Source organism: Streptomyces sp. NPDC052299 (assembly GCF_040679335.1).
Taxonomy (GTDB): Bacteria; Actinomycetota; Actinomycetes; order Streptomycetales; family Streptomycetaceae; genus Streptomyces.
Genome location: NZ_JBFAUP010000007.1, coordinates 287370 through 299734 on the forward strand (window position 1 = coordinate 287370; position 12365 = coordinate 299734).

The 12365-nt window shown below is 72.8% G+C and carries 13 protein-coding genes and 1 pseudogene; 7 read left to right on the plus strand and 7 right to left on the minus strand.

The features are described 5' to 3' along the window. Nucleotides 1–17 precede the first annotated feature (17 nt). From AB0L33_RS14955 to AB0L33_RS14985, 7 genes and pseudogenes are all read left to right on the plus strand, one after another. Complete coding sequence (locus AB0L33_RS14955; RefSeq protein ID WP_365681315.1) at nucleotides 18–206, plus strand: hypothetical protein; 189 nt, start codon at nucleotides 18–20, stop codon at nucleotides 204–206. A gap of 111 nt (nucleotides 207–317) precedes the next feature. Continuing rightward, on the plus strand, nucleotides 318–788 hold the full coding sequence (locus tag AB0L33_RS14960; protein ID WP_365681317.1) for a DUF5709 domain-containing protein: 471 nt from the start codon (nucleotides 318–320) through the stop codon (nucleotides 786–788). Between the two features lie 42 nt (nucleotides 789–830). Continuing rightward, a complete protein-coding gene (locus tag AB0L33_RS14965) occupies nucleotides 831–2003 on the plus strand; it encodes an aromatic acid exporter family protein (protein ID WP_365681319.1) in 1173 nt (390 codons plus the stop codon). A 9-nt stretch (nucleotides 2004–2012) separates the two neighbouring features. Beyond that, nucleotides 2013–4480 (plus strand): annotated as a pseudogene (locus AB0L33_RS14970) (nitrate reductase). Next, nucleotides 4477–4959 (plus strand): hypothetical protein, encoded by a 483-nt coding sequence (locus AB0L33_RS14975; protein ID WP_365681321.1) that lies wholly within the window; start codon nucleotides 4477–4479, stop codon nucleotides 4957–4959. Before AB0L33_RS14970 ends, AB0L33_RS14975 begins: the two are co-directional and overlap by 4 nt. A 116-nt stretch (nucleotides 4960–5075) precedes the next feature. Then, complete coding sequence (locus tag AB0L33_RS14980) at nucleotides 5076–5837, plus strand: VOC family protein (protein WP_365681323.1); 762 nt, start codon at nucleotides 5076–5078, stop codon at nucleotides 5835–5837. Nucleotides 5838–5993: 156 nt separating this feature from the next. Then, complete coding sequence (locus AB0L33_RS14985) at nucleotides 5994–6797, plus strand: SigB/SigF/SigG family RNA polymerase sigma factor (RefSeq protein WP_365681325.1); 804 nt, start codon at nucleotides 5994–5996, stop codon at nucleotides 6795–6797. A 24-nt stretch (nucleotides 6798–6821) separates the two neighbouring features. Here the strand turns inward: AB0L33_RS14985 and AB0L33_RS14990 are convergent, their stop codons facing one another. The 7 genes from AB0L33_RS14990 to AB0L33_RS15020 all read right to left on the minus strand — a co-directional run bounded on the left by AB0L33_RS14990 (nucleotide 6822) and on the right by AB0L33_RS15020 (nucleotide 12363). Beyond that, a complete protein-coding gene (locus AB0L33_RS14990; RefSeq protein WP_365681327.1) occupies nucleotides 6822–8075 on the minus strand; it encodes a glycosyltransferase in 1254 nt (417 codons plus the stop codon). A gap of 91 nt (nucleotides 8076–8166) precedes the next feature. Further along, complete coding sequence (locus AB0L33_RS14995) at nucleotides 8167–8904, minus strand: SDR family oxidoreductase (protein ID WP_365681329.1); 738 nt, start codon at nucleotides 8902–8904, stop codon at nucleotides 8167–8169. A gap of 108 nt (nucleotides 8905–9012) precedes the next feature. Then, entirely contained in the window at nucleotides 9013–9747 is a 735-nt protein-coding gene (locus AB0L33_RS15000) for a glycoside hydrolase family 16 protein (RefSeq protein ID WP_365681331.1), read from the minus strand. A gap of 166 nt (nucleotides 9748–9913) precedes the next feature. After that, nucleotides 9914–10114: a hypothetical protein gene (locus AB0L33_RS15005; protein ID WP_365681333.1), complete on the minus strand. Its 201-nt coding sequence runs from the start codon at nucleotides 10112–10114 to the stop codon at nucleotides 9914–9916. Further along, on the minus strand, nucleotides 10114–10887 hold the full coding sequence (locus AB0L33_RS15010) for an SRPBCC domain-containing protein (protein WP_365681335.1): 774 nt from the start codon (nucleotides 10885–10887) through the stop codon (nucleotides 10114–10116). Before AB0L33_RS15010 ends, AB0L33_RS15005 begins: the two co-directional genes overlap by 1 nt. A gap of 2 nt (nucleotides 10888–10889) precedes the next feature. Then, entirely contained in the window at nucleotides 10890–12137 is a 1248-nt protein-coding gene (locus AB0L33_RS15015) for a cytochrome P450 (RefSeq protein ID WP_365681337.1), read from the minus strand. Nucleotides 12138–12147: 10 nt separating this feature from the next. Continuing rightward, a complete protein-coding gene (locus tag AB0L33_RS15020; protein ID WP_365681339.1) occupies nucleotides 12148–12363 on the minus strand; it encodes an MbtH family protein in 216 nt (71 codons plus the stop codon). Nucleotides 12364–12365 lie beyond the last annotated feature (2 nt).

Sequence of the window (12365 nt, forward strand, 5' to 3'; positions counted from 1 at the left end):
TCCGAACGAGGAGAAGCATGAACCACAAGGACCGAGAGCACGAGCAGCCGCCCAGGACCGCCGCCGACGAGGTCGTCAGGGAGGCGGAGGAGGCCGGGACCGACGTGGCGGACACCCGTGAGCGGCACGGCGGCGACAGCGAGGCCGGCGATGCGCTGACCCCGAATGAAGAGGCCCAGGAGGACGCGGACCGACCGCGCCCATAGGGTGACAAAAGGTGTGTTTTCCCCGTGCCCGGCAGGGCACGCGCAGGATGCGCCGGGTGGCCGCCTCGCGGCCGCCCGGCATCCGTGACGCCTCCGACGGAAGGACCGATCATGCCGACAGAGGCACGTGGCGACGACGTCTACCAGCCGCAGGACGACGGACAGGATCCGCCGAACGACGATCTCGACCTGGAGAACGCGCTCGGCGAGCGCGGTCTGGACGACCAGATGGAAGAGGGCTATTCGCCGCCCGAGCGCCCCCTCGCCGTCGACAAGTACGGCACGACGGGCGAGGAGGAACGCCGCGGCGAATCCCTCGACCAGCGCCTGGCGCAGGAGGTGGCGGACGTCGAGCCTCCGGACGGCGACGGCATCGGGGACCTGGACGACGGCGAGGGCGAGCCGCTGGAGCCGGAGGAGGGCGGGACCCGCTCGGGCCGGCTGAGCGCGGCGGCCGACGTGCCGGGCCGCCGGACCGATGTCTACGCCGACGACGTGGGCATCGACGGCGGCGCGGCCTCGGCCGAGGAGGCCGCCGTGCACACCACGGACAAGGAGGAGGACCAGGGGCGGGAGGGGTGACCTCGCGGCCACCCGTCGGGCCCCGCGGAGGGAGGGTTGCCGGTGCTGGGATCCGGGAAGACCGCCGGCCGGCGGGTGCCGGCCGTACGGGAGTGGCTGGGGGCACTGGTCTCCGGCGCGCACTTCCCCGACCGGTATCAGCTGGTGCAGTCGCTGAAGGCCGCCGCCGCTGCCGCCCTCGCCTGGGCGCTCACGGGGTGGTGGCTGGAGGCTCCCATGGCGCTGATGGCGCCGTGGGCCGCCGTCGCGCTCGTGCAGGGAACGGTCTACCGGTCGCTGCGCTCGGCGGTCGAACTGCTCGCGATGATGGCCTCCGGCACCTTGCTCGCCGCGGGCGCCGCGGCGGTCACCGGGAACACCATGGCGGCCATGCTCATCGCCCTGCCGCTCGCCGTGCTCCTCGGCAACTGGCTGCCGGTCGGCGAGCAGGGCCTGTACGCGCCCACCACCGCCCTGTTCGTCCTGGCCTACGGCACCTACTCGCTGCCCGCCGTGGGGCACCGGCTGCTGGAAACGGTGGTGGGCGCCGTCGTCGGGGTCGCGGTCAACGCGGTCGTCCTGCCGCCGGTGCACTCGCTGCACGTGAGGACCCTGGCCTGCGCGCTGCCCCGCGCGTGCTCCCGGCTGCTGCGCGACCTGGGAGAGGGCATGGCCGAGGAGTACGACGAGGAGCGGGCGGAACGCTGGCACCGGACCGCCGGCGAACTGCCCGGCGCGCTCTCGGACCTGCGCGCGGCGCGCGGATGGGCGACGGAGAGCTTCCGCTTCAACCCCGGGCACCGGATGCGCCGCAGCACGCCGTCGCCCTCCGAGCGGTGGGACGTGGTCTGGGCGCAGGTGGTGAACCGGCTGCTGACCCTCACGCTCACGCTCTGGGAGACCGCATCGGAGCGGCGCGGACTGCCCCGCCCCCCGGGCCCCTCCCTGAAGGCCCTGAGCCCCGTCGTGTGCGCGGCGTCGGAGGTCTGCGCGGCCGACGCCACGGTTATGGAACAGGGGCCGGACGACGACTGCCTGGAACAGCGCGCGATCCGTCTCGCCGAGGCGCGGCGTGCCCTGGCCGAGGCCAAGCGGCATCTGCGTGGGCCCGGCCCGGACGCCGGGGCCTCGCTCGGCAGCCTGGTGGCCGGCTGCCAGGCGCTGCTGGACGATCTGACACCCGGCGAGGACGGCTCGGCGCTTTCCGCCGGCGGCGCCCGCACCGGCCGGACCTGAGGAGTACGCATGACGCGCACGGACCGCATCGCTCAGCCCTGGGGCACCCGCACCCCGTACGGTCCCGGCGAGCCCTGGCCCGTACGGGTGGACACCCGGCTCGCCGAGGGGGTGACGCCGGACCAGGTCGAGCGGTGGGTGCAGTCGGCGGCCGTCCTGCACTCCAATGGGGACGGGCTCGACATCGCGGTGAAGGACGGCCGGATCGTCGGAGTGCGCGGCCGGGCCCAGGACCGGGTGAACCACGGGCGGCTCGGCCCGAAGGACCTGTTCGGCTGGCAGGCCAACGCCTCCCCCGACCGGCTGACCCGCCCGCTGGTGCGCGACGGGGGCGGCCGGCTCGTGGAGAGCGACTGGGACACCGCGATGGACAGGGTGGTGCGGCGCACGAAGGAACTCCTGGATGAGCAGGGCCCGTCGGCGGTGGGGTTCTACACCTCCGGCCAGCTCTTCGCGGAGGAGTACTACACACTGACGCTGATCGCCCGGGGCGGCATCGGCACCAACCACCTGGACGGCAACACCCGGCTGTGCACCTCGACGGCGGCCGAGGCGCTGAAGGAGTCGTTCGGCAGCGACGGGCAGCCCGGTTCGTACACCGACATCGACCACGCGGACACGATCGCGCTGTTCGGGCACAACATGGCGGAGACGCAGACCGTGCTGTGGACGCGCGTGCTGGACCGGCTGGCCGGGCCGAACCCGCCCGCCCTGGTCTGCGTCGACCCGCGCCCCACCCCGGTGGCGCGGGCGGCGACCGTGCACCTGGCGCCCCGGCCGGGGACCAACGTGGCGCTGATGAACGGCCTGTTGCGGGAGATCGTGGAGAACGGCTGGACGGACCCGGACTACCTGGACCGCCATGTCGTCGGCTTCGACGAGCTGAAGCGCGGCTGGACGCCTGCACACCCGAACACGTGGCGGGCATCTGCGGGGTCCCGGCCGAGCGCATCCGGGAGGCGGCCCGTCTGCTGGGCACGGCCGAGCGGCTGCTCTCGACGGTCCTGCAGGGCTTCTACCAGTCCCACCAGGCCACCGCGGCCTCCGTCCAGGTCAACAACCTGCATCTGGTGCGCGGGATGCTCGGCAAACCGGGCTGCGGAATCCTCCAGATGAACGGCCAGCCCACCGCGCAGAACACCCGGGAGTGCGGGGCCAACGGCGACATGCCGGGCTTCCGCAACTGGGAGAACGACGCGCACATGGCGGAGCTGGCCCGCCTGTGGAACCTGGACCCGCTCCAGGTGCCGCACTACGGCCCGCCCACGCACGCGATGCAGATGTTCCGGTACGTGGAGGAGGGGTCCATCCGGATGCTGTGGGTCAGCGGCACCAACCCGGCGGTGTCGCTGCCGGAGCTGCGGCGCATCCGCTCGGTCCTCGCGCAGGAGCGGCTGTTCCTCGTCGTACAGGACGCCTTCCTGACCGAGACGGCGCAGCTCGCCGACGTGGTACTGCCGGCGGCCGTCTGGGGCGAGAAGACGGGCACCTTCACCAATGCGGACCGCACGGTGCACCTGTCGGAGAAGGCGGTCGAGCCGCCGGGCGAGGCCCGGCCGGACCTGGACATCTTCTGCGACTTCGCGCGCCGGATGGACCTGCGGGACAAGGACGGCGGTCCGCTGGTGCCGTGGAGCGGCCCGGAGGCCGCGTTCGAGGGCTGGAAGGAGTGCAGCCGGGGGCGTCCGTGCGACTACACGGGCATCACGTACGCGAAGCTGCGCGGCGGGAGCGGCATCCAGTGGCCGTGCAACGAACGGCACCCCTACGGTACGGAGCGGCTGTACGAGGACGGCGGGTTCTGGAGCGCGCCTGATCACTGCGAGAGCTACGGGCGCGATCTGGTGACCGGGGCACCACTGGAGGAGACCGAGTACCGGGCGATGAACCCCTCGGGGAAGGCGGTCATCAAGGCGGCCGAGTATCTGCCGCCGCACGAGCCGCCGGGCAAGGAGTATCCGTTCTCGCTGATCACCGGCCGGACGCTCTACCACTTCCACACCCGGACCAAGACCGCGCGGGCGCCCCAGCTCCAGGCCGCCGCGCCCCAGTTGTGGGTGGAGGTCTCCGCCGGCGACGCGGCCGCGTACGGCGTCGCGGAGGGCGACCTGGTGGAGGTCGCGACCCCCCGAGGCACGGTCCGCGCGGCGGCGCGCGTCAGCGGTATCCGGGACGGCGTGCTCTTCCTGCCGTTCCACTACGGCTACTGGGACACCGAGGGCGGGTTCGAACCGAAGGGCGACGGGCGTGCCGGCAACGAGCTGACGCCCACCGAGTGGGACCCGGTCTCCAAGCAGCCGCTGTTCAAGACGGCCGCCGCCCGGCTGCGCCGCCTCGGGCCCACCGGCTCCCCCGCCCCCGCGCCCACCACCACGGCGTCCGCCCCGGTCGCCGGCGCGGCCGTCCCCGCGACCACGGGCGGCGACGCGGGCGGGGCGGACGAGGAGCCGCAGACGTACCCGAAGGAGATCCGATGAAACTGCACCTGGTCCTCGAAGAGGTGCACCACGGGGAGAACGCGCTCGCGGTGCGGCTGACGCGGCTCTCCAGCACGCATGCGACCGACCACGAGGTGCACCACGTCGCCCGCGACCTGGCCGCCTGGTCGCGGCAGCACGTACGGGAGCTGGCGGAGGCGGCCGCCGGTCGCGGGCTCGACCTCTCCCCGGAGCCCAAGGAGGAGTCCCCCGCCGCGGCCTGGCTGCGGGAGAAGGGCGGTGAACTCGTCGGGCGGCGTCCCGAGACCGGGCTGCTGCTCCTGCGGGACCTGCGCGACACGTATCTGAAGGCGGCGGCCGTGTCCGTGGACTGGGAGTTGCTGGCCCAGACCGCCCAGGCCGCCCGCGACCAGGAACTCCTCGGTCTGGCCCAGCGCTGCCACCCGCAGACCCTGCGCCAGCAGCGCTGGACGAACGCGATGATCAAAGTCGTCTCGCCGCAGATCCTGACGAGCTGACCGGCTCCCCGGGCCGCCGGCCGATGCGGAATCGGGTGCGGGCGGCCGGGTGAGCGCGTGCGCGGGCCGGGGCGCGGACGCATCGTTCTAGAGGGCCCCCGGCGAAGGAGCGCCGCATGCCGAGTCTGGACTGGAACACCCCCGTCGCGGGTGCACCCTGCTGGGTGAGCCTCGCGACCCACGACCTGGGGGCCGCACGGGCCTTCTACAGCCTGGTGATGGGCTGGGAATTCCACGACAGCAGCCTCGGCGACGGCTTCGCACTGGCGCGTGCGCACGGCAGGGCGGTCGCCGGCATCGGGGTCTGCCCGGGCGGCGGTCCGCCTCCGGCCTGGATTCCGTACTTCGCCGTACCGGACGCCGACGTCACCGCGGACCGCATCCGGGAGCGCGGTGCCACGCTCGCCGTCGGTCCGCTGCCGCTGGGCGAGGGCCGGGCGGCGATCGCCGCCGACCGGGAGGGGGCCGTGTTCGGCTTCTGGGAGGGCCCGGCGCCCGTCTGGGCCGACGGGCCGCGCGCCCCGGCCAGGGTGGATCTCCAGGCGCGCCACGTCTTCGAGGCGGCCATCTTCTACGCCGAGGTCTTCGGCTGGGCGAAGCCGCACGGCCGGTGCACCGTCGATTACGCGGACGACCGCGTAGTGGTGCGGGCGGGCGGGCACACCGTGGTGACCCTCCGTGGCGGCGGGGTGGAGAACGCCGCGGACCCCCGGGTGCGGGCGCGCTGGATCGTGGACCACCTGGTGCCCGACAGCCGGCGGACGGCGGAGGCCGCGGTGGCAGCCGGGGGTGAGGCGACGCCGGTGGAGGGCGTGCCGGGGACCGCGTTCGTGCTCCTTGATACGGAGGGCGCGCTCTTCACGGTCTCGGACCGCTGACGGTGGATCGCGGCATGTTTGAGGTGGATTTGGACGGGAATAGGCCAGGGGTGCTTCGGACAAGAGGCGCGCCCGTGGGAGCTCCGCTCCGGGTGCCGCCTGTCCGGCGGAGGCTCCTACGGCGGAACTCACAGGCGACGCCAAGGAGTGAACACCATGGCCGGTGCCCGACAGACAGCGCCCGCTCCGGACCGGGACAGGCCGGTGGGAGCGGCGGCCTTCCACCGCCTGCGGGCCTTGCCCGACGGATCCGAGAAGGATGAACTGCGCCGCGCGACCGTCTGCGCCTGGCTCCCCATGGCCCACCGGCTGGCCTCGCGCTTCCGCGATCGCGGTGAGCCGCTGGACGATCTGCGCCAAGTGGCGGCGATGGGCCTCGTCAAGGCCGTGGACCGGTACGACCCCGGTCGCGGCAAGGCGTTCGAGACGTACGCCATCCCCACCGTGGTGGGTGAGTTGAAGCGCCACTTCCGCGACCACACGTGGGACGTCCACGTGCCGCGCCGGGTCCAGGACCTGCGCAACCAGGTCCGGGTGGCCCGCCGCGACCTCGCCCAGACGCTGGGCGGACGCCAGCCGACCGAGGCGGAGATCGCGGCCGTGACGGGGCTCTGCGCCGAGGACGTACGGGCCGGCCTGGAGGCCCTGGACAGCTACCGCACGCTGTCGCTGGACGCCGAGATGCCCAGGGCCGATGACGGGTCGTGCCTCGCCGACACGCTGGGGCTGTGCGACCACGCCCTGGACGTGGCGGTCGACCGCGAGGCCGTGAAACCGGGGCTGCGCAGCCTGCCGGAGCGCGAGCGCACCATCCTCTACCTGCGGTTCTTCCGCGACATGACGCAGGACCGGATCGCCGAGACGCTCGGCATCTCGCAGATGCACGTCTCCCGGCTGATCGCCCAGTGCTGCGAGGAGGTGCGCAGACAGGCACTCCAGGAGGCCGGTCAGCCGACGTAGGTGCCCCTCTCCGGTGCCCCGGGATCAGGCCGGGCTCAGCGGGCCCCTCCCGCGGACCAAGGTGGGGCGGGCGATGTCCGCATAGGCGCGGCAGACGCCGTCCGTCACCTTGTCCCACGCGAACCGGGCGAGCGCGTGGTCGCGGGCGGCGGCCCCGTAACGAGCGAGCCGGGCCGGGTCCCCGAGCAGGCTCCGGACCGTCGCGGCGAGGTCTTGCGCCTCGTCCTCGCCCGACGGCACGAGGGTGCCGGTGACACCGTCGACGACCGCGTCCAACTGCCCGCCGACGGCCGTGGCCACGACCGGCGTACCGCAGGCCATCGCCTCGACGGGGACGAGGGCGGACGACGCGTGGCGGACAAGCGAGACGACCAGGTCCGCGCTGGACATGAGATGCGGCATCAGGGCCCGCGGCACATGGCCCAGCAGCCGCACCCGCTCGGCCACCCCGCACCGGACGGCGGCCCTGCGCAGGCGCTCGGCCTCCGGGTCCGCGAACAGGAGTCGTGCGTCCGGCCCTCCCGCGACGAGCAGTTCGGCACCGGGGATGCCGGCCAGCGCCTCGACGGCCCGGTCGAATCCCTGCCCCGGGTCGAGCCGGCCGACGGACAGCAGCCGGAAAGCGGCACCGGGCGGCCGGTCGCCGAGAGGCACCGGCGCGTAGTGGCCGGTGTCGACGCCCCAGGGCACGACGCTGATCCGGGCCCGGGGGATGCCGAGGGCCACCAGCTCGTTCACCTCGTCCGCGCAGGTCGCGAGGGTGCGGTGGACCTCACGGCCGATCCGCGTCTCGATGTCGACGCGTTCGGGCGGGCCGGCGTCCGCGCCGCCCCGGAGGCGTCGTTCGGTCGTTCCGAGCGTGTGGAAGGTCTGGACGACGGGAATGCCCGCGCCACGGGCCCCGGCCAGGGCGGCCATGCCGGACGTCCAGAAGTGCGCGTGGACGACATCGGGCCGGTTGAGCCGAAAGATCCTGGCCAGATACGCGCCGAACTCCGGCATCCACGTGAGCAGTTCGTCCCTCGGCACTGACACGGGCGGCCCGGCGGGGACATGGACGACCTTCACGCCCGACGCGGTGCGCACCAGGGTCGGGCGGTCCAGCCGGTCACGGCGGGTGTAGACGGTGACGTCGTGTCCGCGCCCCGCCAGACAGGCGGCGAGCTGCGCCACGTGGACGTGCTGTCCGCCGAGACCGGGTCCGTCCGGTTGCGCGAGCGGCCCCGTGTGCGCGGACACCAGGGCGATCCGGGCGAATCGCGGAGTGGGCTCCGGCATCGCGTGACCTCCTTCGTGAGTCGGTCTCCGGTCGATCCTGCAGCAGCGGGCCGCGGGCGCACCCCCGTAACTGCCGTTGGAATGAATCCGCTCAGTTGGACTGCCCGATCGGCCGGACCACCAGCGTGTTCACGTCCACGCCGCGCGGCTGCGAGATCGCCCAGACGAGGGTGTCCACCAGCTGCTCGGCGGTGATCATCGGACCGGCCGCCGCCGCACCGCCGGGGCGGTCGTCCCAGAACGGCGTGAGCACCCGTCCCGGTGCGATCAGGGTCGTGCCGACGCCGTACCCGGTGGTCAGCATGCGTACGTTCTCCGCGAGACCGGTCACCGCCCACTTGGTCATCGAGTAGAGGTTGCCGGGGGTGTTCTTGTACCCGGCGACGCTGCCGACGAGCACGATCCGGCCCCGGGACTCCTTGAGCGCCGGGAGGGCCGCCTTGACGAGCAGCGCGGGGCCCAGCACGTTCGTGAGGACCATGCCGCGCCACTTCTCGGGGTCGCCGGTCTCGACGTGGGCGTCCGCCGAGTACCCGGCGTTGGCGATGGCGTGGTCGAGCCGGCCGAAGGTGCGCACGGTCTCCTCGACGGCCGCCGACACGTGCTCCCAGTCCCCGGCGTCCCCCTCGAAGGTCAGCAGCCGCTCGCCCGCGTCCAGCTCCTCGGCCAGCACGGCCAGCTTCTTCGCGCTGCGCCCGGTCGCGGCGACCCGGTGCCCGAGGCCGAGGAGCCTGCGTACGCTCGCCGCGCCGATCCCGCTGGACCCGCCGGTGATGAAGGTGACGGGCGCCGGGGCGCCGTCGGTGGAGGTGTGGTCGGCGTTGGTCATGATCTCCCCGTGCTCCGGTGCCGTGCTGTGGTTGCCGCCCCCGACGCTAGATCGTCGGGAGCGGCGCGTCCACGGATCGCGGGACCGGGCGAGCGGCCGTCGCGCCTGTCAGGGGTAGTACGGGGTGTGGGTGACGGAGGAGAGCTTGAGGTAGCGGGCGCCGTCGGCGGTGGCCCAGGTGGAGGCGTCCGGGTTGCCCGGCCAGTCGCCGCCGACGGCGATGTTGGCGATGAAGTGCATGCCGGTCCCGGGCGGTGAGGTGTACCAGGTGGTGCCGGTGATGACGCCGTCCACGGCGTAGTCGATGTGGTCGGGGAACCAGCTGAACGAGTAGGTGTGGAAGGCGTTGGTCCAGCCCGCGGGGTTGGTCCGGGAGAACTGCTGCTGGGCGTTGTTGACGTCGTGGTTGGTCTGGTAGACGACGTTCGGGTTCTGCCCCACGATCTCGGCCGCGTCGAACTCCGGCAGCCAGGGGTTGAGGTACGCGGCCCACACGGCGGGCAGCAGCCCCCGGCCGTTGGGCATGCTCGCGGTGAACCTGTAGGTGCCGTACCCGTACAGCGCCGTCGACTCGACGCGGCCCGAGTAGTAGACGCCGCCTCCGGCGTTGTACGCCTTGATGATCAGCGTGTCGCCCTCGTACCAGACGCAGTTCGGCGTGTACGTCTCCAGCTCGTTGTTGGCGGTCCACCTTGCGTTGATCTTGTTCCAGGCGTTGACGGTGACGGGTGCGCCCCAGGACGCGGCCCGTGCGGTCGGTGCGCCCAGCATCAGCGCCGGCGGGACGGCGAGTGCGGCGCCGAGTATGCGCCTGCGGCTCGGCTGGTGCGGCGTGTCGGTCATCACAACTCCATTGCTTGGACGAATGGATGGGGGGATGGGAGTGATGGGAGCGATCCCACGCGGTGCTTGACGCGGGACCCTAGGAGACCGTTCGCCGGTTGACAAGAGAGTGCGCATGACTCGGAACGTGGCTTCTGAAGTTGAATACAAGGGGCACCGGGCCGGGTCACCACCCGCGACGCGGCCTCGGCGGGCCGAGTTTCGCGGTGAGTGCGGCGAGGTAGACCGGGAGTTTGTCTACCATCGCCTTGGGGACCGGGGTGGACTGGACGGTGCCCTTGTTCACGTCCTCCACGACGAGGGTGTAGGTGCCGTTCTCCTCGATGAGTTCGGCGGCGAACAGGAGGGTCTGCGTCGAGGTTTCCATCAGCGCTCCCGGGAGGGTTCGTTGAGCCAGGCGGACCATGTCTCGGTGGCCCGCCGTTCGTCGGCGTCCTCGGCGAACAGGTGGTGGCCGAGCCAGATCGGTACGTTCCACGTGCTGCCGTTGAAGAACCGGTAGAGGGCGTCCGGGCCGCGCAGGCCGACGAAGTCGGTGCTGAGCCAGTCGACGGTGACCTCCACCGGCTCCGGAGACAGGAGGGTGAACCGGTCGCCCACCGCCGCGTCGTCGGCGAGGCCGAGGCGGCGGCGCAGGGCGGCGAAGTCGGCCGGGTCGGCGGTCGGTCCGGGGCGGTGGGCGCGCACGTACACGGCGGGGCGCCCGGCGAAGTGCCGGAGGTATTCCGCCAGGGCGTGCTGATGGAAGTCGACGTACTTCTCGGCCACGTCCGTCTTGGCGTCCCAGTTCCAGGCGTCGTCCACCACGCCGGTGTGCACCCAGTGGATTCCCATGCTCAGGTGGCTCGTGCCGCCGTCGGCCGGCTCGACGCGGTAGCTGAGCGTGTTGGAGAACCCGCCGTCCTGGGTGGCCCGCAGCGCGAGGTGGCGCGGCGGCTCCCAGGCCATGACGGTGGCGTCGCCCCGGGTGGCCCTTCCGCCGACGCGGGGTTCGATCTCCATCGGGTAGAGCCAGCCGAGGTTCCCGGCTGCGGTGGCGACCGCGTCCCAGACCTGCTGGGGTGCGACGGGCAGGTCCTGCTGCCTGCGGACTCGGAATTCCCGGGCCATGGTCGGTGCTGCTCCTTCGTCGTCGTTCATGGTCAGTAGGTGAGGCGGAGGGCGCTGAGCCGTCGTTGCAGCGGGTTGGGCCGCCAGGACGGCTCCGCCCCTTCGGCGGGCCGCAGCCCCGGCAGCCGGCGCACCAGCGTGCCGACGGCCACCTCCGTCTGGAGCCGGGCGAGCGGGCCGCCGAGGCAGAAGTGGGGCCCGTGGCCGAAGCTGAGGTGCCGGTTTCCCGGGCGGGTCAGGTCGAGCCGGTCGGGGTCGTCGAAACGTTCGGGGTCGCGGTTGGTGGCGCCGAGGAAGAGGTACACCAACTCGCCCTCGCGCAGGGTCCGTCCGCCGATCTCCAGGTCCTGCGCGACGACCCTCACGATGGCCTGGGTCACCGTGTCGTAGCGGGCCAGCTCCTCGACGGCGCCGCGCATGAGCCCGGGGTCCTCGCGCAGTCGGGCCAGCTGGTCCGGGTGGCGCAGCAGGGCGTGGACGGCGTTGGTGATGAGGTGCGTGGTGGTCTCGTCGCCCGCGGTGATGAGGACGAAGCAGGTGGAGAGCAGTTCGGAGTCGGTGAGCCGGTCGTCGTGGGCCTGGGTGGCGACCAGGGCGCTGATCAGGTCGTCGCCGGGTCGGCGGCGGCGCTCCTGGATGAGCCCGGACAGGTAGTCCTCGTACTGGTCGATCGCCTTCTCGGACTCGGCGATGTCCTCGCTGAGCCGGCCGAAGCGGCTGAACCAGCCCTTGACCCGCGGCAGGTCGTCCTCGGGGATGCCGAAGAGCTCGCAGACGACGGCCATGGGCAGCGGGGAGGCGACCGCTTCGATCAGCTCCATCTCCGGCCCGGCGGCGACCGCCTCGTCGATGAGCCGGTCCACGAGGTACTGGACGCGGTCGCGCAGGGCCTCGACGCGGCGGGCGGTGAACGCCCGGTTGGCGAGCTTGCGCAGCCGCGCGTGGTCCGGCGGGTCGGTGTTGCTCATCACCCGGCCGAGCCGGTCGGTGAGCCGGCTGAACTCCTTGAGGTCGCCACCGAGCGCGGTGTAGGCCCGGGTCATCCTGTCCCGGTCGTTGGACAGCCGCAGGTCGCCCAGCGCCGCCTCGACGTCGGCGTACCGGGTGAGGTACCAGACGCCCTGGGGGCTTCGGTGGACCGGGTCCTCGCGTCGCATGCGGGCGTAGAGCGGGTAGGGGTCGCGCCGGGCCTCGGGGGCGAGCAGGGCGGCGCCGAGGTCACGGACCGGGGCGGGGCCCGCGGTGTCGCGGGCCCCGGCCAGGGTGTCGGTGGAGGTCATGTCGGCCGCGTTATCCCTGGGCGTCCATGGCTTCGGCGAGGCTCTTGGGCCGCATGTCGGTCCAGTTCCGTTCGATGTGCTCCAGGCAGGCGGCGTGGGTGTCGGGGCCGTGGGCGACGGTCCAGCCGGCGGGGACGTCGGCGAACTGCGGCCAGAGCGAGTGCTGGTTCTCGTCGTTGACGAGGACGAGGAAGGTGCCGTCCTGGTCGTCGAAGGGGTTGGTCATAG